Below are 19,577 nucleotides of genomic sequence, written 5' to 3' on the forward strand. Positions count from 1 at the left end.
GGGTGCGGGATCGTCGGCGGGTGCGGGTGGTTCGGGGTTGCTCGCGCGGTTCCTCGCGCCCCTAAAGGGGGCTCGGCGTCAGGATGAGCAAGGGGGTGCCCGCGTTCACCTGGGTGCCCGGGGTGGTCAGGATCTGGTCGACGATGCCGTCCGTGGGGGCGGGGACGCGGGACTCCATCTTCATCGCCTCCAGGGTCAGCAGGGGCTGCCCGGTGGTCACCCGGTCGCCCGGGCGCACGTTCACCTGCCAGACGGAGGCGGTGAACTCGGCCTCGATCAGCCGGCTGCCCTCGGGGACGTGGATCTGCGCCGGGGCGGCCGGGGGCTCGGGGGCCGCCTCCGCCCGGGTGAACTCGCCGGCCGCCTCCCAGGCCGCCCGCTCCGCCGCGAAGGCGGCCTGCTGTCCGGCCCTGAACTCGGCGATGGACTCGGCGTGTTCCGACAGGAACGCCTCGTACTCGGCCAGGGAGAACGTGCCGTCCTCCACGCGCGGGACGAAGCGGCCCGAGACGATGTCCGAGCGGAGGGAGAGCAGTTCGTCGGCCTCGACCGGGTACCACTTGATCCGGTCGAAGAAGCGCAGGAGCCACGGGGAGCCGGGTTCGAAGGCGCCGCGCTGCTGCCAGGGGGACCAGACCTGGGTGGTCCGGCCGACGAACTGGTAGCCGCCGGGCCCCTCCATGCCGTAGACGCAGAGATAGGCGCCGCCGATGCCGACCGAGTTCTCCGCCGTCCAGGTGCGGGCCGGGTTGTACTTCGTCGTCACCAGGCGGTGGCGGGGGTCCAGCGGGGTCGCGACCGGGGCGCCCAGATAGACGTCGCCCAGGCCCAGGACCAGGTACTCCGCGGCGAAGACCGTGTCATGGACGTCGGCCGGCGAGTCCAGGCCGTTGACGCGGCGGATGAACTCGATGTTCCAGGGGCACCAGGGCGCGTCGTCGCGGACGCCCGCCATGTAGCGGGCGATGGCCTCGCGGGTCGCGGGGTCGTCCCACGAGAGGGGGAGATGGATCGTGCGGGAGGGGACGACCAGTTCGTCCGTCGGGGGGAGGGACGCCACGATCCGGCGTACCGCCGAGAGGAGTTCGGGCTGGGGCAGGAGGATCGGGTCCGTCTGGATCTGGAGGGAGCGGATGCCGGGGGTGAGGTCGGTGACGCCGGCGAGGCCGGCTTCGGCGACCGCCTCCATCAGGGCGTGGACGCGCATCCGCAGGGCCAGGTCGAGCTGCATGGGGCCGAACTCGACGAGGAGGTTGTCGTCGCCGCTGCGGCGGTACGTCACGTCGCCGTCGCGGGCCAGGATCCCGCCGTCGACGATCGCGGGGCGGGGCGAGGTGTCGTCGGCCACCGGGAGGAAGCGGACCGTGTCGCCCGGGCGCAGCTGGCCGAGTTTCCAGCGTTCGGTGGACAGGATGGTGGCCGGGCAGACGAAGCCGCCGAGGGAGGGGCCGTCGGGGCCCAGGAGGACCGGCATGTCGCCGGTGTAGTCGACCGCGCCGACCGAGTACGGGGTGTCGTGGATGTTGGAGGGGTGCAGACCCGCCTCGCCGCCGTCGGTGCGGGCCCAGCGGGGCTTGGGGCCGACCAGGCGTACGCCGGTGCGGGCCGAGTTGAAGTGGACCTTCCAGTCGGCCGCGTAGAACTCGTGGATGTCCTCCTCGGTGAAGAACTCCGGTGCCGCGTGCGGGCCTTCGAGGGCGGCGACCTGCCAGGTCGTGGTGAAGGACGGGCGGGTGTCCGGCGGGACCGCTCCGCCCTCGTTCGTGACGTTCCCGCCGTGCAGTACGTCGCCGGTCCGCAGCTCCCGGCCGCCGTGGCCGCCGAAGCGGCCCAGGGTGAAGGTGGCCGCGCTGCCCAGGAAGGACGGCACGTCCAGGCCGCCGCCCGCGAAGAGGACGTAGGAGCGCAGTCCGTGTTCCGTGGGGGCGCCGACGGACAGGACGGCTCCGGCGGGTACGGTCACGGGCTCCCACTGCGCGACCGGCGCGCCGGCCACGGTCACCTCGGCGGGGGCACCCGTCACACAGACGGTGGTGGCGTGGGTGAAGCGGAGGGCCGGCCCCTGGAGGGTGCATTCGAGGCCGGGGGCGCCCTCGGGGTTGCCGAGCGCCCGGTTGCCGAGGCGGAAGGACAGGTCGTCCATGGGGCCGCAGGGCGGGACGCCGACCTGCCAGTGGCCGGTGCGGCCCGGCCAGTCCTGGACGGTGGTGAGGGTGCCTCCGGAGACGACCTCGATGCGGGGGGTCGGATCGGTCACGGTGGCGAGGGTGGCCGTGGAGTGGGTGGCGTGCCGGACGTCCGGGTCGTCGAGGGCGGCCCGGACCAGGCCCAGGTTCGTCTCGATGCCGTCGACCCGGGTCCCGGCCAGCGCCTCGTCCAGCCGGCGCAGGGCCTGTGCGCGGTCGGAGCCGTACGCGACGACCTTGGCGAGCATCGGGTCGTACGCCGTCGTGACCTCGGTGCCGGTCTCGGCCCAGCCGTCGACGCGGACGCCCGGCGGGAACGCGACCCGGGTCAACAGGCCCGCGCTCGGCCGGTGTTCGCGCGAGGGGTCCTCGGCGTAGATCCGGGCCTCGACGGCGTGCCCGCGGGGCTGCCCCGGGGCGCGCACGACGGCGGAGTCGCCGCGGGCCAGGCGCAGCATCCACTCGACGAGGTCGACGCCGTAGATCTCCTCGGTGACCGGGTGTTCGACCTGGAGGCGGGCGTTGACCTCCAGGAAGTACGCCTCCTCGCGGGCGGCGTCGTAGACGAACTCGACGGTTCCGGCGGAGCGGTACTCCACGCTCGCGCACAGGTCGCGGGCGGCGGCGGCCAGTCGGGCGCGCACATGGTCGGGGAGGCCGGGGGCCGGGGCCTCCTCGACGACCTTCTGGTGGCGACGCTGGAGGGAGCAGTCGCGGTCGCCGAACGTGACGACGAGGCCGTCGCCGTCGCCGAAGACCTGTACCTCGACGTGGCGGGCCCGTTCGACGAGGCGTTCGAGGTAGACGCCGGCGGAGGAGAAGGAGGCGGCGGCGACGCGCTGCACCCGCTCCCACGCCTCGGTGAGTTCGGCGGCGGACCGGCATGCCGACATACCGATGCCGCCGCCTCCGCCGGTGGCCTTGAGCATCACCGGGTAGCCGATGGCCGAGGCCCGGTCGAGGGCCTCGGCGAGCGAGGGCAGCAGATCGGTGCCGGGCAGGAGCGGGACGCCCGCCGCCTCCGCGGCCTCGCGGGCCGTGTGTTTCGCGCCGAACAGTTCGAGCTGGTCGGGGGTCGGGCCGACGAACACGATGTCGGCGTCCTCGCAGCGGCGGGCGAAGGCCGCGTCCTCGGAGAGGAAGCCGTAGCCGGGGTGGACGGCGCCCGCGCCCGTGTCCTTGGCGGCCTTCAGGATCAGGTCGGCGTCGAGGTACGACTCCTTCGCGGGCGCCGGGCCGAGCCGTACCGCCTCGTCGGCGAGCCGGACATGGGCGGCGGCGCGGTCGGCGTCGGAGTACACGGCGACCGTCCGCAGGCCCAGTTCGCGGGCGGTGCGGATGATCCGGACGGCGATCTCGCCGCGGTTGGCGACGAGCAGGGTGTCGAAGGTCATGTGCCGGCCTCGGTGATCGTCATCTGTACCGCCGTCGGGTCGAAGCCGTTGCAGGGGTTGTTGATCTGGGGGCAGTTGGAGACCAGCACGAGCACATCGCACTCCGCGCGCAGGGTCAGGGCCAGACCGGGGGCGGAGATGCCGTCGACGATGCCGAGGGTGCCGTCCTTCTCGACCGGCACGTTCATGTACCAGTTGATGTTCGACACGAGGTCGCGCTTGCCGAGGCCGTGCTTCGCGCCCTCGGCGAGGAAGTTGTCGACGCAGGCGTGCTGGGACCAGGTGTGGTGGCCGTACCGCAGGGTGTTCGACTCCTTGGAGCAGGCGCCGCCGACCGTGTCGTGGCGGCCCACGTCGTCGGCGGTCACGGTCATCAGCGGGGTGTGCTCGTTCGACATGAGCACGCTGCCGGTGGTGAGGAAGATGCCGCCCTGCGCGTGGATCGTGTCGGGCGCGCTGTAGCGGACGGCCGTGTCATGGGCGTCGTACACGAGGAAGTCGACGGCCTGGTTGCCGTGCAGATCGGTGAGGGTGAGGGTCTGACCTGCCCGTACGACGGAGGACCAGGCGGCCCTCGCCGGGACGACGGTCTTCACGGGGGCAGCTGTCCGTTCCGTGGCCGTGGCTGACGCTGTGGCCGTGGTCTGCGGCGACGCGGCGGTGTTCATGCGATCCCCCTCGCGGTGAGGAACTCGGCGGTGTTCAGGAAGGCGCGGCGGCCCTCGGGGGTGGCGTCCCACAGCGGGTCGCCGGGGCGGGTCGGCTCGGCGCGCCAGGCGAGTACCTCCAGCGGGGTGCTGACGTACGCGGGGCGCGGGTCGGCCGGGTGCGGGACGTTGGCGATCAGCACGGTCACGTCCTGCTCGGTGCGCAGGGTCACGGCGGCGCCGGGGCCGGCGGAGCCGGTGAAGTCGAGGGTGCCGTCCTCGCGTACCGCGACGCCCTGGAAGAAGGAGAGCGAGGGGGGCAGGTCCCGGGGTTCGAGACCGTTCTTGGCGGCGGCCAGCTTGAACAGTTCGCGTCCGGCGGGGGAGGGGGACTGCGGGGTGCCGTCCCCGTACCGCGCGGTGTTGCGTACGAGGGTGCTGGTGCCGCAGAGCGCGTCGTGGCGGCCCGAGGTGTCCGCGACGACCGAGGCGAGGACGCGGCCCTGGTCGGACAGGAGCAGGACGCCCTCGCCCAGGTAGGCGTTCCACTGGACCTTGACGGTGTCGGCGACGTTGAGCCGTTCCCAGGGGCGGTCGGCGTGGTGCAGGAGCAGATGTGCGCACGCGTCGCCGTGTACGTCGGTGAGGCGGATCTCGGTGCCCCGGGCGAGCACTCTGTGGGTGTAGTTGCCGCCCGCCACCGTCTCCGCCCACACCAGCCGTTCCGCCTCGACGGGCGGGGCCGGCCAGTGACCGGCGGGCACCACGGGCATCGCCTCGGCCCGGGCGCCCTCCTGCGCGCGGGCGTGGTCGCGTGCTCCGTACGTCGTCGATGTCGCCATCGTGGGACCTCCGGGTGCGGCGTGTATTTCTGTCGTGCGACAGAAATTAGGGGCCCGGCGGGTCGCGGCCATGTCCCGTGCGTTGCGGTGCGGTTACCGAGCCCTCACGAAGGTCTGCCTCGCCGACGGGTCCGGGAACCGTGCGACCGGTCGTCGGGATCGCGCGGGTGCCGTGTGCGAGGATCGAACGCATGGGAAGCGCGGGCGGCACCGGTGGGCGGCGGGTCGGCAGGCCCCGGGCCGACGGGCGCCCGGCGAGCGGGCTGTCGCCCCGCGACGAACTGCTCGTGGCCGCCGCCGAGTTGTTCACGACACGTGGCTACGCGGCCACCACCACCCGGGCCGTCGCCGAGCGGGCCGGGATGCGGCAGGCGTCCATGTACCACTACGTCTCCGGCAAGGAGGAACTGCTCGCGGAGCTGCTGGAGTCCACCGTCACCCCGTCGCTCGCGTACGCCCGCGAACTCCTCGCCCGGGACCGCGACCGCGCCGAGGGCCGGCTCCGGGAGCTGTGCCGCGCCGACGTCGCCCTCCTGTGCGGCGGCACGCACAACCTCGGCGGTCTGTACCTCCTGCCGGAGGTCCGCGCCGAGCGGTTCGCCGGATTCCATGCCGTGCGTGCCGAACTGAAGGACGCCTACCGGCAGTTGATCGCGACGACGGCCGTGGGCGGAGCGCTCGCCAAGAGTGAGCTGGATCTGCGTACGGATCTGGTCTTCGGGCTGATCGAGGGCGTCATCCTCGTCCATCGCTCCGATCCCGACCGCCCGGTCTCCGCCTTTGCCGAGGCAACGGCGGACGCCGCGCTGCGCATCGTCGGCGTCTGAGGAGGGGCGCCCCGGCGCGCTGCTCTCCGCCACCGGTTCACCCTGTCAAGAGGCTCTTTTCGTACACCCGTGCACCGTCACGCCCTGTGTGCGAATGATGCCCCAGCGTGTAAATGACCAGAGCGTACTCCTGTCGCGAGGGTGATTTCAGGCGGTTGCTGAATATGACACAGCGATGATCCGGTCGGACTAAGCTCGCCCGCAGCGCACCGAGTTGAGATGTATTCGGGCGCTTGTTCCAAAAAATACCGAAGATCCAGTTTGATTCGCGGATGAACCCGAGCAACCTCCGGCAACTCCCCGCAAGTCACCCGACCATCAGCCGAACCGTCTTTAGAGGGCATACATGGTGAGTGTTCAATCGCCTCCCGGTGGCCGTGAACTTCCCTACGCGCGCTTGCTGCCGCTACCGGCGATACTGATGGCCGCGGCGACCGGAACCACCGTCTCCCTGGTGACGGGGCCGGTCCGGCTCACCGTCGGCTTGTGCGGGGCCGTCGCGACGCTCCTGCTGATCGGGGTCGCCGCCCTCGCGGTGCGCGGCGGCCGTCGTACGGTCCGGGAACTGCGCGCCGAACACCAGCGGCGGACCGTCCTGCTCGAACAGCGCATCGCCGCCCACGACCAGGAATTCACCCGGCTGGGCAAGGAGATCCTGCCCGCCGCGCTGTACCGGCTGCGCGGCGGAGAATCCCCCTCAGAGGTGATTCGCCACGTCGTCGACGGTGACCCCGAGTGGCGCGAACTTCCCGCCTCCCAGCGAGACTTGCTGCGCACCCTCCTGACCATCGTCGACCGCGAGGAAGCACTGCGCGACTCCTCGCAGCGGTCCTTCGTCAACATCGCCCGCCGCGTCCAGGCGATCGTCCACCAGCAGAACAACGAACTCCGCGAGATGGAGGAGGACCACGGGCGCAACCCCGAGGTCTTCGACGACCTGCTGCGCATCGACCACGGCACCGCCCTGATCGGCCGCCTCGCCGACTCCATCGCCGTCCTCGGCGGCGGCCGCCCCGGCCGCGTCTGGTCCCGGCCCGTCCCGCTGTACAGCGTGCTGCGCGGCGCCATGTCCCGCATCCTGGAGTACCGCCGCATCGAGCTCGACTCGATCGCCAAGGTCAACGTCGACGGCGTCGGCGTCGAACCCGTCATCCACGCCTGCGCCGAACTCCTCGACAACGCCACCCGCTACTCGCCGCCCCACACCAAGGTGCACGTCACCGCGGTGGAGGTGCAGACCGGCATCGCCATCGAGATCGAGGACGGCGGGATCAGCCTCAGCGAGGAGACCCGCGCCAAGGTCGAGGACATGCTCGCCAAGGCCCAGCAGGGCGTCGACATGCAGGAGATGGGCGACACCCCGCGCCTCGGCCTCGCCGTCGTGGGCCGGCTGTCGACCATGTACAACATGCAGATCTCGCTGCGGTCCTCCGCCTACGGCGGCGTCCGCGCCGTCGTCGTCGTGCCGCGTGACCTGCTCACCGAGGAGCCCGCCCCCGGCCTCGCCCACGGCATCGGCGCCGGCGCCGTGACGACCATGGACATCGACGGCGTCGAGGGCCCCGACCGCAAGGCCAAGCGCCGCCGTCCGACCACCGGACCGCGGATCCCGAGCTCCGCGGAGGACATGGGCGAGGACCGGGAGGACGACGTCCCCGTCGTCACCGAGTGGACGGCCAACGGCCTGCCGCAGCGCCGCAGCCGGAGCAAGATCCCGCTCAGCCAGCGCTACGCCGAGGCCGCCGCCGCGGAGGCCGCCGCCGAGGCCGCCATGGCCGCCGCCCCCGTGTGGCAGGAGCCCGCACCGCAGAAGGAGCAGCCCCCGCCCGGCATGTGGGTCGAGGCGTTCATGGCCGGGCTCAAGGGCGACCCCGACCCGAACGCGTTTCGGAACCCGGACGACCCGACGGCGTCCACCGCACTCACCGCGAACACCGAGCCGGCCCGCACCGAGGCCGACGACGAGGGGGACCTCAAGTGATCCAGCAACGGGCCAATTTCGACTGGCTGCTGAAGGATCTGGCCGACGGCGTGCCCGGCATCCAGCAGATCGTCGTGCTCTCCGCCGACGGCCTGCGGATCGCCCGCCACGGCGGTGACCCGGACGCCGCCGACCGCGTCGCCGCGGCCTGCGCGGGACTGCAGAGCCTGGCCGGTGCCATGGCCGGTGAGATCCCGCAGAGCGACGGCCACATGCGGATGGTCATCATCGAGATCAACGGCGGCTACTTCTACATGATGGCCGCCGGCTCCAACGCCTATCTCGCGGTCCTCGCCAACGAGGTCGCCGAACCGGGCCTGATGAGCAACCGCATGCGTGACCTCGTCGACCGCATCGGCTCCCACCTCACCAGTCCGCCCCGGCGGAACGGGCACACCGTATGACGCCTCCGCGGCGCCAGCGGCGCCAGCCCCAGCACGAACCGCTCCCGCCGCCGGCCGAGGACGCTCCCGCGAGCGGAACGGGGGAGCGCCGGCAACCCGAGCGGCTCTACATCCTCACCGGCGCGGACGGCGAGCGAGCCCCGATCGACCTCGTCACGCTGATCGTGGCGCGCGCCGATCCGCCTCCGTCCGCGGCTCCGGAGCAGTCCGCGCTGCTGCGGATCTGCCAGGCACCCCTGTCCGTGGCCGAGATCTCGGCCTATCTCAACCTGCCGATCAGCGTGGTGACCGTCCTGCTCACCGAGCTGCTGACGGCCGAACTGGTACAGGCACGCGCACCGGTCGTCCGGCAGGCGCGGGCGGACCGTTCCCTCCTCGAAGCGGTGATGCATGGACTTCAAAAGCTCTGACACCATCACGGGTCCACGGACCGAGGACCACCTGCCGCACACCGCGCAGGCCGCGGCGAAGATCGTGATCGTGGGCGGTTTCGGCGTCGGCAAGACGACCATGGTGGGGTCCGTCAGCGAGATCAGGCCGCTGACGACCGAGGAGACCATGACGCAGGCCGGAATCGGGGTCGACGACAACTTCGGCTCCAAGTCCAAGACGGCCACCACCGTGGCCATGGACTTCGGCCGCATCAGCATCACCGACGAGCTGGTGCTCTATCTGTTCGGCACCCCCGGCCAGGAGCGCTTCTGGTTCCTGTGGAACGGCCTGTTCGAGGGCGCTCTGGGCGCGGTCGTCCTGGTCGACACCCGCCGGCTGGAGGTCAGCTTCGACGTCATGGGCCGCCTGGAGGAACGCGGTGTGCCCTTCGTCGTGGCGGTCAACGATTTCCCGGACGGGCCCCGCTACGCCGTCGAGGAACTGCGCCAGGCCCTCGACCTGGCCCGGGAGATCCCGATCGTCCGCTGCGACGCACGCCGCCGGGCGTCCAGCCGGGACGTCCTGATGACCCTCATGACCTTCCTCCACTCCCTGGCGATGTCCGGGGCGTCGGCGGCATCGGGTACGGCGCCGGGGGCGGCGTCGGCATGACCCGCACGCGTGCCCCGTACGACCCGTACGACCCCTACGTCCCCAGTGACCTTCCAGACACAGCCACAGACACAGACACAGACACCGGATCCACCTCAGTTCGGAGCGACCACCGTGACGCCTGAAGCAAACTCCCTGACCGGCACGGACGACCCCACGCTCGGGCCGCCCCCCGGTTGCCCCGCCCACGGCATGGGCCCCGGCGGACTCCGCCGCCTCTACGGCCCCGAGGCGGAGGACCTGGGAGCCGTGTACGAGAAGCTCCGCGCGGAGCACGGTCCGGTGGCTCCGGCCCTTCTCCATGACGATGTGCCGATCTGGGTGGTGCTCGGGCATGGGGAGAACATGCACATGGTGAGCACGCCGTCGCACTTCTGCAAGGACAACCGGCTGTGGGCTCCCATGCGGGAGGGCACGATCAAGCCCGACCATCCGCTCATGCCGCACTTCGCCTGGCAGCCCATCTGCGCCCACGCCGAGGGCGACGAGCACCTGCGGCTGCGCGGCGCGGTCACCGGCGCCATGTCGACCATCGACCACCGGGGCATCCGCCGTTACATCAACCGTGCGACCCAGCACCTCGTCAACAAGTTCTGCGAGGACGGCAGGGCCGACCTGGTCGGCCAGTTCGCCGAGCACCTGCCGATGGCGGTGATGTGCGAGATCCTCGGCATGCCCGACGAGTACGACGACCGGATGGTGCATGCCGCCCGTGACTGCCTGAAGGGCAGTGAGACCGCGCTCGTCAGCCACGCCTATGTCATGGACGCCCTCGACCGGCTCACCGCCCGCCGCCGTGCCCAACCGCAGGAGGACTTCACCAGCCACCTCATCACCCACCCGGCAGGGCTCAGTGACGACGAGGTCAGGGAACACCTGCGCGTGGTGCTCCTCGCCGCCTACGAGGCCACCGCCAACCTCCTCGCCAACGTGCTGCGCGTGGTGCTGACCGACCCCGGCTTCCGCGCGCAGCTGAAGGGCGGTCAGATGACCGTGCCCGAGGCGGTCGAGCAGTCTTTGTGGGACGAACCGCCGTTCAGCACCGTCTTCGCCTACTTCGCCAAGCAGGAGACCGAGCTGGGTGGTCAGCGCATCCGTAAGGGCGACGGACTCCTCCTCGGCATCGCGCCGGGCAACGTCGACCCCCGCGTCCGTCCCGACCTCAAGGCCAACATGCAGGGCAACCGCTCGCACCTCGCCTTCAGCGGCGGCCCCCACGAGTGCCCGGGCCAGGACATCGGCCGCGCCATCGCCGACGTCGGCGTCGACGCGTTGCTGACACGGGTCCCGGACGTCCAGCTCGCCTGCCCGGAGCACGAGTTGCGGTGGCGGGAGTCCATCTCCAACCGCCACCTGGTGGAGTTGCCGGTGACATTCGCGCCGCGGCCCCCTCAGGACGTCATGCAGAGGCCGGCCGTCAATCCGGTGCCTGTGAAGCCACCGCAGCAGCGGAGGGATGCCACACGGCAGCAGGCGAAGGCCGTCTCGCCCGACACCGCGGCCCCGGCTGCCGACTCCGCGCCACAGAACGAACCGGCCCGTAGGCCAGGCAGGCTCCGTCGTGTCCTGCGCTGGTTCGCAGGCAACTGAGCCGACCGGACACCCGGTCTACGTGGCCCATGCCTCGTAGGAGGACCAGGCCTGTAGCACGCGCGGGCTGACGAACCGGTGCTCGCACCCCGTGACCGGGTCGGTGAACTCCAGGCTCCGCGCCAGGAGTTGGAGCGGTCGCCGGAAGTCGCCGGCCGGTACGGGCGGGGTGACCACCGGATAGAGGGGATCGCCGAGAATCGGCACTCCCAACGCGCTCATATGTACCCGCAGTTGATGGGTCTGCCCGGTACTCGGCACCAGCCGGTACCGGGCATGCCCGTTCCGGTGTTCCAGCAACTCGACCCGGCTGACGGCGTTCGGCTCACCCTCGGTCTCGTACGCCGCCATGACCCCCCGCTCCTTGACGATCCGGCTGCGCACGGTGCGGGGCAGGACGAGCGCCGGGTCGTACGGTGCGACCGCCTCGTACTCCTTCCTCACCTTCCTGTCCCGGAACAGCGATTGATACGCACCGCGTTCCCTGGGCCGCACGGTGAAGAGCACCACCCCGGCGGTGAGCCGGTCCAGCCGGTGCGCCGCGCCGAGCGTCGGGACACCCAGCTCCCTGCGCAGCCGGGCCAGCGCCGTCTCGGCCACATGGCTGCCGCGCGGGGTGGTGGCGAGGAAGTGCGGCTTGTCGGCCACCACCACATGCTCGTCCCGGTACAGGACGCCGATCTCGAACGGCACACGCTCCTCGTGGGGCAGCTCCCGGTGGAACCACACGGACATCCCCGGCACGTACGCCATGTCCCTCGGCACCGGACGCCCGGCGACGTCCACGATCGACCCCGCGTCCAGCATCGCGTCGATCACCCCGGACCCGGCCGAGAGGCGCGCCACAAGATGATCCCGTACGGTCGCCCACAGGTCACTGTCCGGCAACCGCACCCGCACCGCGTCCACCCCGTTGCGCTGCGGCAGGGGAGAGGGCGGCGGAGGGGTACGACGTCTCATCACGATCAAGGATACGAGCGGCCGCGGCCGACCCGGCACGTCCGTTCAGGCAAGGAGCCGCGTGTTCCGGGGGGCCTGCCGCTCGCCCGGGTGGAGACGGTGAGGCTGCTCGACGTCATGTGTGTGCGGGGGAGCGGGGAACCCCGCGAGCCGGATTCGATTCGCCGCGGAGAACGCGTCGTCGAGCCATTCGTCCGTCGGTACCGTGCCGAAGAGCCGCTCAAGCTCGCTGACCATCGGCGGGGCCAAGGGGAAGCGCCTCCCCTGGCGGCGCTCTTGATAGCGGTCCTGGATCTGCACGAAGAGGAAACCGCTGCGGCCGAAGTGGACCAGTGGTTCGGGCGCGCCGGTGAAGACCAGATCGTCGATGAGGTCGAGGTAGATCGACCGGTAGCTCGCCTTCCGCTCCTCCGCCTGGTGTTTGCTCGACGTCGGCTGGTGGTCGTCCGCCGAGTAGATGCCGAGCGTGGACTTGCACAGATCCATGGAGAGGCAGTCGCAGATCGCGCTGTCCATGATCCAGGGGAAGGACACGGGCCCCGTCGCGCTGTTCCGGGCCACCATGATGGCGGTCCCGTACGCGTTTCCGGTGTTGCCCCGAAACATGACCCCGTCCCACATGTTCGGCGAGTCGTTCAGCGCGTCCTGGAGTCCGACGTGTTCGTCCCCCGGTCGGAAGTCCATCTTCTCCGCGTACTGGACGATGGCCTGCCGCACCAGCGACAGCAGCGCGTGCACCGCGTCGCGCCCCCAACCGGCTTCGTCCATGGTCCGTATCAGGTCGGGGACGGATCGTCCGTACATGCGAAAGCGGCCGCAGACAAGATCGAGCGGAGGTATGCAGATGTCGTCGATGATCGTGGCGAAGGCTATGTAGTGGAGCCCCAGTGGGTCCGCACCGAAGCGCTCACCGCACCAACAGGCCATCCACTGGACGGTGTCCCGGCAGGCGCGCGACACCGTGTCCGAGGCCTTGGCGTCATGTTTCTTCGTCCAGTCGGCATAGTGCTCGGGAGTCCTGCCGCCTCGTCCCCGCACCGCGTCCCACCGCTCCGTGACCTTCTCCAGCAGTGGCCAGACATTCACTTCATGGCTCTGGGCGACAGGGCCGGCGTACCCGTGGTCACCCATGACGGCGTACAGGTGGGCGGTCTGTTTGTTGTATCGGGACCGTGTGGTCGCGGGACGGACGGTTTCCGCCGGTTTCCGCGGGTAGTGCAGGAACGAGCAGGACGTACCGCGATCACAAGCCGATCCGCACCAGAGTTCGTGCGACCGGTGAAGCAGTTCCTGGATTCCCCTCGTGTATGACAGTTGCTCAAGAGCCTCTGAGGCGGAGCCCTTCCAAGCAAGCATGTCCGGGGTGACCATCGAGACCTCAACGCCACTTTTTGCCATAGCCCGAGCCTCCGCAAGAAGTCCCCACTTCTGGCTGCAATCCCAGCGTGCGGGCGACTGCCGCTCGCCGTGAAGGGGCGTACGACGAGCGTACTGCGGCACATAAGGGGCGCATTCGGTTGAAAATTTGTCATGAATGATACCCAGGTTGGCTGGAGTTGTCCCCTGCTTAGATCGCGAGTGTTCGGGCGTCAGGGGTGGCTGGTCGGCCCCGGAGCGGTCTTCCCGGCGGAACGACCCCGGCGCGCGCGGGTCAGGTGGTACAGGAGGCCGATGGTCAGCGTGGTGAGGAGGAACAGGAGGGTGAACCACTGGAAGTACCAGTGGCCGCCTGCGGGGTCGTAGACCTCCGCGCGGGGCCAGGCCAGGTTGACGGTCATGAAGAGGCCGTAGAGGAGGGCGAGGACGTTGACGGGGATGCCCCAGCGGCCCAGGGAGAAAAGGGGCTTGCCGGTCTCGTCGACGCCGGTGGTGGGGAAGGCGCCCTTCAGGCGGCGGACCAGGAGCGGGCCGGTGACCATCGCGTACGCCAGGTACAGCATCACGATGCAGGTGGTGCCGATCGCCAGGAACGCCTCCGGCGAGGCGAAGTTGAGGAGCAGCAGGGCCCCCGCGAGGACGCCGACGACCAGGGCGGGGGCGGTCGGCATGCCCGTGCGCGGGTTGACGTCGGCGAGCCGCGCGGCGAAGGGGAGCCGGCCGTCGCGGGCCATCGAGAACAGCATGCGGCTGGCCGACGTCTGGATCGCCAGCGTGGCCACGGCGATCGCCACCACCACGTCGGCGAGCAGGAAGCGGCCCACTCCGTCGCCGAGGCTGCTGGTCAGGACGTAGCTGAGACCGTCCACGCCCAGCCTGCCGTCGGTGAGGCTGGGCGCGGCGAGCAGTCCGGCCAGGACGAGGAGACCGCCGAGCAGACCGGCCGCGCCGAGTGCCGTGAGGATCGTGCGGGGCGCGATACGGCGGGGGTGATGGGTCTCCTCGCTCATCTCGCCCGCGCTGTCGAAGCCGATCATCACGTACGCCGCCATGAACGAGCCCACCAGCAGGGCGCCGAGGAGGTCGGTGCTGCCCTCCGCCGTGTGGAAGGTGATGCCGGGCGAGCGCTCGGAGTGGGTGAGCAGGAGGACGACGATCAGGATCGCGCCGATGATCTCCGCGGTCACACCGACCCGGTTGACCACGGACAGCACCCGGTTGTCGAGGACGTTCACGAACGTGGTGAGGGCCAGCAGGATCACACCCAGGACGGCCGCGTTCGCCGCGCCCGTCGCCGTGGTGGGTGCCGGGTCCCCGCCCACGATCTGGAAGCCCGACCAGATCGCCGGCATCACCATCTGCAGCGCCAGCGCGGCCGCCGCGACCACCACGATCTGCCCGATCACCATGATCCAGCCGGCGAACCAGCCGAACGTCGGGTTGGACAGCCGGGACGACCACTGGTAGATCGCGCCCGATATCGGGTAGCGCGCGGCCAGTTCCGCGAAGCACGCGGCCACCAGCAGCTGGCCGATCAGCACCGCCGGCCAGGTCCAGAAGAAGACCGGGCCGCCGAAGGCGTATCCGAAGGCGAAGAACTGGAAGACGGTCGTGAGGACCGAGATGAAGGAGAAACCGGCGGCGAACGAGGCGTACCTGCTCAGGCTGCGGTGCAGTTCCTGGGGGTAGCCGAACTCGTTCAGCGAACCGTCGTCGGGGGAGTGGGGTGGCTCCGGACGGACATCGGGGGCGGTGCTCGTCATGGCGGCAACCTGCTTTCGCACAAGCGGCGCGAGCGTTCGCGCCCGAGCGGCGCGAATTCCTGTCGGGCGACAGAAATTAGGGGAGGCCTGTGTCGCGCGTGTCACGCGACCGTGTCCGGAGCGAGCCCAAATCCTCACGATCGTGCCGGGGGCGCGGCCGTCGCCGTCGGGGGCGCCGGCGACGCCGTGCGAGGATCCCCGGATGGATCACCCCTTGCCCTCCCACCGGCTTCTCGCCGGCGCGCCCGAGTCACCCGTGCTGCTGCACGTGCCGCACGGTGCACGGGTGATCCCCGCCGCCGTCCGGGCCGGGATCGTGCTCGACGACGCCGCGCTGGAGCGGGAGTTGGACCACATCACCGACGCCCACACGGAGCGGATCGCCGAGCGGGCGGCCGAGCGGGCGGTCACGCGCCCCTGGAGGTTCGTCAACGGGCTGTCCCGGCTCGTGGTCGACCCCGAGCGCTTCCCGGACGAGCGGGAGGAGATGCTGGCGGTGGGCATGGGGGCCGTCTACACGCGGACCACGCACCGCGAGGCCCTGCGCGACGCCGGGTACGACGGTCAGCGGCTCCTCGACCGCTACTTCCACCCCTACGCCGCCGCCATGACCGACGCGGTGACCGACCGGCTGGATGCCGTGGGCCGTGCCGTGGTCGTCGACATCCACTCCTATCCGAGCGAGCCGCTGCCCTACGAGCTGCACGGTGACGGTCCCCGCCCGCCCGTCTGTCTGGGCACCGACCCCTTCCACACCCCGGCGGACCTGCTGGCCGCCGCCGAGGACGCGTTCGCCGGCTTCGGTGGCACGGGCGTCGACAGCCCGTTCGGGGGCGCGTACGTCCCGCTGAAGTACTACGGGCAGGATCCCCGGGTGACCGCCCTGATGATCGAGATCCGCCGGGACGTGTACATGGCCGAGCCGGGTGGGGCGGCGGGACCGGGGGCGGTGGCGCTCGCGGACGCGCTCGCCCGGCTGGTGGACGTGCTCACGACCGTCTGAAGGTTCCCGGGCCGGTGCCGTCGAGCGCCTCGATCGTCACCGACGTCGCGTGGCCGTTCCCGTCGCCCTTGAAGGTCACGCCGGACCGGTGGCGTTCTCGCCGACCGTCTCGAAGGAGTACGTGTCGCTGTCGTGGTGGGTCAGGCGGAACGTCATGGGCTTCGGGCCGAGGCGCGTGGTCAGGTCGCCGCCCATGTCTCCGGCTCGTGGATCCCGGCGGCCAGGTCCAGTCGGTCCTCGGTCGGCCTGCCGTGCCGTGTCGAAGAAGCCGAATCGTGGAGCATCTTCCACTGCGTCTTCTCCCGCAGGGCGACGCCGAGGCGTCACAGGGCGGCGATCTGGTTCTCGGCGGGGGCCTCGGTACGGTCGGAGCGGTGCCGGCCGCCGCCCGGTGCCGTTCGTCGGATCGCACTCGATCCAGCCTTGGCACTGCCGCCAGCCGATCGCCTTGCGGGCGATGGACAGTTCCCGGTTGACGGTGTCGGCGCCCATCTCGTCCGCCCGCGCCGCCGCCGGCTCGGCCAGGACCTCCGGCAGCGCCGGGGCGTCGATCACGGCGACGGGGAAGACAGGCGGGTTCGCGCCTCGGCGGGCGGGTCCGGTCGGCGGCGGTTCGCCGGCGAGCGTCCATCCCCACGTCATGAGGGAGATCCGGTGGATCCGCGCGGAGGACTGCGCGATGCCCGCGCCGGTGAGGTACCGCTCGACCGCCGCGGTGTACGACGACGGCGGGGCGGCGGACAGAGGTACGACCCGAGCGCGCGGCAACCGAAGTGCGCCCCCGTTCCCGAGTTCGGTCACCGGTTCGATCGTCATGCCGCCCCGCCCTTCCGATAGTGACGCAGTAAATGCGTTCACCTCGCCCCGGCGGGCCGGATCGGTTCGCAGCAGGTCACGGTGATCTCGGCAGGGGCTCTGCGGCAGTAGAACCGGTATTCACTGCGGCAGGCCAGTTGATTGTGTCGCGCTCAGCCGGTCCGGGTTCGTGCTTGCTTGCGGTATCCATCCATAATGTCCTGGCGGAGCAGGAAATTGAAGCCGACAGACGCCAGGCGTATCCCCAGCTGATAGCACTCGATGCCAAGTTCGTGTGCGGTGTTCGCCAGGTGCCAGTCGTTGGCGGCAAGCCTGCTGAGAAGGTGACCGCGACGGACCTGGGTCTCCGACAGACGAAACGTCTTGAGATAGGCGATCCTGCCGCTGCGGTCGGTGATGGCCTCACCGATGTGGTTCTCCTGCTGAGGACGGAACGTCGGCAGGAAGCGGGAGAGCGTGAAGCCCCGCATCCGGTAGACCGACTGCCAGGTATACGCGTGATCCAGCAGGCCGGCCGCCATGGTTGTGTCGTGAAAACATGTCCAATCATGTTCCTGCTCGGCAACTGCCGTACGCAGGTGGGCCAGGGAGCGGATCTGCGAGTCGGAGATGCGGGCCCGGAAGTCCTGTACCGGTGGCATCAGCATGGCGTAGGTGTAGATCAGTTCGCCGTACAGATCCTGCAGGAGTGTTGGGTGGAGGGCGCGGTAGTCGTCGGGATGCGGGACCACGAAGGCGGACGCGAGTGCGTCGCCGACGTAGAGCATCACACCGCATTGATCGGGGTGGATCTCGAAGATGCGCAGTGCGTCGGCGAGTCCGCTTACTTCGGCACCCGCATAGGCTTCCTCGACGCGCGGGGAGAGCCCTTGGCTGATTGCACGCTGCGACCACTCCTCCCATGCGATGGAGGGGCCGCCGAAGTGCAGTGCCAGGTAGCCTTCCAGCGCCAGGTGCATGGGGAGGAACCGCAGCCGGTCTCTTGCCTGGCGGCGGGCCATCCTGCGGTGGATGTGCAGGCCCATGGTGGCGGCGGGCGCCGCGTTGCCGTCAGCGGAAAGCTGGGTGCCGTAGGCGGCTGCCGGCGTGCCATCGTCAGTCCATGTAGCGACGAATCCATGGGGGATGTAGGAGGTATAGACAGCGCGTGGGCCGACCTCGACCAGACCGGCCCCACCGCCGTAGAGCTGAGGGCGCAGGCGGAGGTCGACGACAGGTTCGTCACGTACGAGCGGCACCAGACGGACGGCACCCCAGACCTGTGAGGGGCGGGCGGTCAGGCCGGTCAGGTCCAGTGTGGTCATCGCGCCTGCTCCTGCTGGTGTCCGCTCAGCATTTGAGCGGCACGGGTGTCCATGTACGTGACCAGTTCGGCCAGACCGGTCCGGCCTTCCGCGAACTGGGCGAGTTCCACCAGGGCGGGAAGGTCCTCGGCGTCACGGATACCCGCGGTGGGCACCGTCGAGGACAGCCGACGTACGTCGAAATCGGCCGCGTCGTAGACGGGGTTGAGATGGACGATGCTGGTGCGACGCTCGGGGTCGAGCCGAGTGCGCCAGATGCGCAGCACCTCGGCGGCCAGGCCAGGAGGTGCGTTGTCCCATCCGTCGGAAACGATCACCAGCCTGGACGGTGTGGTGTCCAGCGCGTCGAGAATCCGCCGGCCCAACGGCGTCGGCCCGTACGGGCGGGTCAGCAGTGCGTCGGTCCGCCCGGACGTCCACAGCCCGGTGTAGGTGCCGGCAAGAGCCGCGAGCAGATAGTGGCAGGCCAGTGCCACGGCCAGCGGTCGACGACGCTTGTGAACCGAACCGAAGGCGGAAAAGCTGTCGTCCAGGACGGCGGTGACCTTGCCCCAGCTCCCCCGGTGCGAGCCGGCCACCCGGTCGGCGGCCGATTCCAGGGCGTGGGTCAGCTCGGCACGTCGGCGCAGCCGGTCCTCGACCGGCAGCGAAAGCACATAGGTTGTCAACCGGGTCAGCGGCATCCGGGACAGGTCTGCCTGTACTCCTGCGATCCCGGTCTTGTGCGCGGACTCCTGCAACCGCAAGGTCTCCAGGCGGGTCATCCGCGGGGCTATGCGCTCCAGGAAAACCTTCCGGGGGATCTTGTGCTTGGCGGCGAAGCCCTCGGCAGTCGTATAGGGCAGCTCGTACAGGGCGGCCTGCTCGTAGTGTGCGCGGCGCCACGTCTCCAGGAGAGGTGTCGCGTAGTGCTTGCGGGTCAGCGGCGCAAATACGAACGCCCCCAGCTCTTCGGTGGCAGGGGCCAGGTGTGCGTGGCGAAGGGCTCGCTTGAGGCCGCTGCGGTACTTCACGGCATCGAACGCCAGGTCCGGGCGGGCGGACAGCCAGTCACGCATGATCGCGCGAGTGCGACGGTTGTTCACCCCGGCCCGGCGTAAGGCATTGAACAGCCCGTACACGCGCTGTGGCGGCAGCGTCGCCAGACGGCACGCGATCAGTCGGCCCTCGCTGCGACGCTGGTCGGCAGTGGCCTCACCGGTGGTCTCCAGCAACTGTCTGATGACGAGGACCGCGTTGTGGTCGTTGATGTCGAGCGCAAGCACTCCGGCGTACAGGTCGCGGTAGTTACCCAGCATGTATGCATGGAGGAAGTCCAAGGACAGCCGCTGCTCGCCCGCGTCGCTGTGGAATTCACGTTGGCCGGTGGAGGTGGTTGCCGCGTTGATGAAGAGCAGTACATCGTCGGCAGCGACGAGGTCCCCGTACGAATCCATCCC

16 protein-coding genes are annotated in these 19,577 nt (G+C 70.3%); 7 read left to right on the plus strand and 9 right to left on the minus strand.

Annotated features, from left to right (window positions below; all coding sequences use genetic code 11):
- Positions 1–61 precede the first annotated feature (61 nt).
- From ACWCRJ_RS06325 to ACWCRJ_RS06335, 3 genes are read right to left on the minus strand one after another with little or no spacing between them, the layout of a single operon-like run.
- On the minus strand, positions 62–3,580 hold the full coding sequence (locus ACWCRJ_RS06325; RefSeq protein WP_450938206.1) for a 5-oxoprolinase/urea amidolyase family protein: 3,519 nt from the start codon (positions 3,578–3,580) through the stop codon (positions 62–64).
- Entirely contained in the window at positions 3,577–4,248 is a 672-nt protein-coding gene (locus tag ACWCRJ_RS06330) for an urea amidolyase associated protein UAAP2 (protein WP_450938207.1), read from the minus strand. The genes ACWCRJ_RS06325 and ACWCRJ_RS06330 overlap by 4 nt, the downstream gene beginning before the upstream one ends.
- Positions 4,245–5,069, minus strand: a complete 825-nt coding sequence (locus ACWCRJ_RS06335; RefSeq protein WP_450938208.1) for an urea amidolyase associated protein UAAP1 — start codon at positions 5,067–5,069, stop codon at positions 4,245–4,247. Before ACWCRJ_RS06335 ends, ACWCRJ_RS06330 begins: the two co-directional genes overlap by 4 nt.
- A gap of 191 nt (positions 5,070–5,260) precedes the next feature.
- On the opposite strand from ACWCRJ_RS06335, the gene ACWCRJ_RS06340 reads away from it, so the two are divergent.
- The 6 genes from ACWCRJ_RS06340 to ACWCRJ_RS06365 all read left to right on the plus strand — a co-directional run bounded on the left by ACWCRJ_RS06340 (position 5,261) and on the right by ACWCRJ_RS06365 (position 10,915).
- Positions 5,261–5,896 (plus strand): TetR/AcrR family transcriptional regulator, encoded by a 636-nt coding sequence (locus tag ACWCRJ_RS06340; protein ID WP_450938209.1) that lies wholly within the window; start codon positions 5,261–5,263, stop codon positions 5,894–5,896.
- A gap of 346 nt (positions 5,897–6,242) precedes the next feature.
- On the plus strand, positions 6,243–7,877 hold the full coding sequence (locus ACWCRJ_RS06345) for a sensor histidine kinase (protein WP_450938210.1): 1,635 nt from the start codon (positions 6,243–6,245) through the stop codon (positions 7,875–7,877).
- Complete coding sequence (locus tag ACWCRJ_RS06350) at positions 7,874–8,281, plus strand: roadblock/LC7 domain-containing protein (RefSeq protein ID WP_046918179.1); 408 nt, start codon at positions 7,874–7,876, stop codon at positions 8,279–8,281. The genes ACWCRJ_RS06345 and ACWCRJ_RS06350 overlap by 4 nt, the downstream gene beginning before the upstream one ends.
- Complete coding sequence (locus ACWCRJ_RS06355) at positions 8,278–8,691, plus strand: DUF742 domain-containing protein (protein ID WP_450938211.1); 414 nt, start codon at positions 8,278–8,280, stop codon at positions 8,689–8,691. The genes ACWCRJ_RS06350 and ACWCRJ_RS06355 overlap by 4 nt, the downstream gene beginning before the upstream one ends.
- Positions 8,672–9,325, plus strand: coding sequence for a GTP-binding protein (locus ACWCRJ_RS06360; protein ID WP_450938212.1), 654 nt, complete (start codon positions 8,672–8,674; stop codon positions 9,323–9,325). The genes ACWCRJ_RS06355 and ACWCRJ_RS06360 overlap by 20 nt, the downstream gene beginning before the upstream one ends.
- Before the next feature lie 114 nt (positions 9,326–9,439).
- Positions 9,440–10,915 carry a cytochrome P450 gene (locus tag ACWCRJ_RS06365; protein ID WP_450938213.1) on the plus strand — a complete coding sequence of 492 codons (1,476 nt, stop codon included), beginning with the start codon at positions 9,440–9,442 and terminating at the stop codon, positions 10,913–10,915.
- 18 nt (positions 10,916–10,933) lie between these two features.
- On the opposite strand, the gene ACWCRJ_RS06370 is transcribed toward ACWCRJ_RS06365, so the two are convergent.
- From ACWCRJ_RS06370 to ACWCRJ_RS06380, 3 genes are all read right to left on the minus strand, one after another.
- A complete protein-coding gene (locus ACWCRJ_RS06370) occupies positions 10,934–11,875 on the minus strand; it encodes an RluA family pseudouridine synthase (protein ID WP_450938214.1) in 942 nt (313 codons plus the stop codon).
- A 45-nt stretch (positions 11,876–11,920) separates the two neighbouring features.
- On the minus strand, positions 11,921–12,961 hold the full coding sequence (locus ACWCRJ_RS06375) for a hypothetical protein (protein ID WP_450938215.1): 1,041 nt from the start codon (positions 12,959–12,961) through the stop codon (positions 11,921–11,923).
- 503 nt (positions 12,962–13,464) lie between these two features.
- Positions 13,465–15,015: an amino acid permease gene (locus tag ACWCRJ_RS06380; protein ID WP_450938216.1), complete on the minus strand. Its 1,551-nt coding sequence runs from the start codon at positions 15,013–15,015 to the stop codon at positions 13,465–13,467.
- Between the two features lie 202 nt (positions 15,016–15,217).
- Between ACWCRJ_RS06380 and ACWCRJ_RS06385 the strand changes: the two genes are divergently transcribed.
- Positions 15,218–16,018 (plus strand): N-formylglutamate amidohydrolase, encoded by an 801-nt coding sequence (locus tag ACWCRJ_RS06385; protein WP_450938217.1) that lies wholly within the window; start codon positions 15,218–15,220, stop codon positions 16,016–16,018.
- A 75-nt stretch (positions 16,019–16,093) separates the two neighbouring features.
- On the opposite strand, the gene ACWCRJ_RS06390 is transcribed toward ACWCRJ_RS06385, so the two are convergent.
- The 3 genes from ACWCRJ_RS06390 to ACWCRJ_RS06400 all read right to left on the minus strand — a co-directional run bounded on the left by ACWCRJ_RS06390 (position 16,094) and on the right by ACWCRJ_RS06400 (position 19,574).
- Complete coding sequence (locus ACWCRJ_RS06390) at positions 16,094–16,834, minus strand: hypothetical protein (protein ID WP_450938218.1); 741 nt, start codon at positions 16,832–16,834, stop codon at positions 16,094–16,096.
- A 152-nt stretch (positions 16,835–16,986) separates the two neighbouring features.
- The gene (locus ACWCRJ_RS06395; protein ID WP_450938219.1) at positions 16,987–18,138 is read right to left on the minus strand and encodes an ARPP-2 domain-containing protein; all 1,152 of its coding nucleotides are present in this window, start codon (positions 18,136–18,138) and stop codon (positions 16,987–16,989) included.
- Complete coding sequence (locus tag ACWCRJ_RS06400; protein WP_450938220.1) at positions 18,135–19,574, minus strand: hypothetical protein; 1,440 nt, start codon at positions 19,572–19,574, stop codon at positions 18,135–18,137. The genes ACWCRJ_RS06395 and ACWCRJ_RS06400 overlap by 4 nt, the downstream gene beginning before the upstream one ends.
- Positions 19,575–19,577: the final 3 nt, after the last annotated feature.

The sequence above is a fragment of the Streptomyces sp. NPDC002324 genome, from assembly GCF_053593335.1.